Here is a 236-nt window from a genome sequence, read left to right on the forward strand (position 1 = left end):
GGGATCGGGTAAGTCAACCTTGCTGGCGATCCTCGCCGGGCTTGATGACGGCAGCAGTGGCGAAGTGAGTCTGGTGGGACAACCGCTACATAATATGGACGAAGAAGCGCGGGCAAAGTTGCGCGCGAAGCACGTCGGCTTTGTTTTTCAGTCATTTATGTTAATTCCTACCCTTAACGCGCTGGAAAACGTCGAGCTTCCGGCTCTGCTGCGCGGTGAGAGTAGCGCGGAAAGTC

1 pseudogene is annotated in these 236 nt (G+C 55.9%); it reads left to right on the top strand.

The features are described 5' to 3' along the window. Positions 1 to 19 precede the first annotated feature (19 nt). Positions 20 to 236: pseudogene (locus tag AC0L3S_RS39745) on the top strand (ABC transporter ATP-binding protein); the annotation flags it as partial.

Source organism: Bradyrhizobium sp. Ken01, from assembly GCF_055807355.1.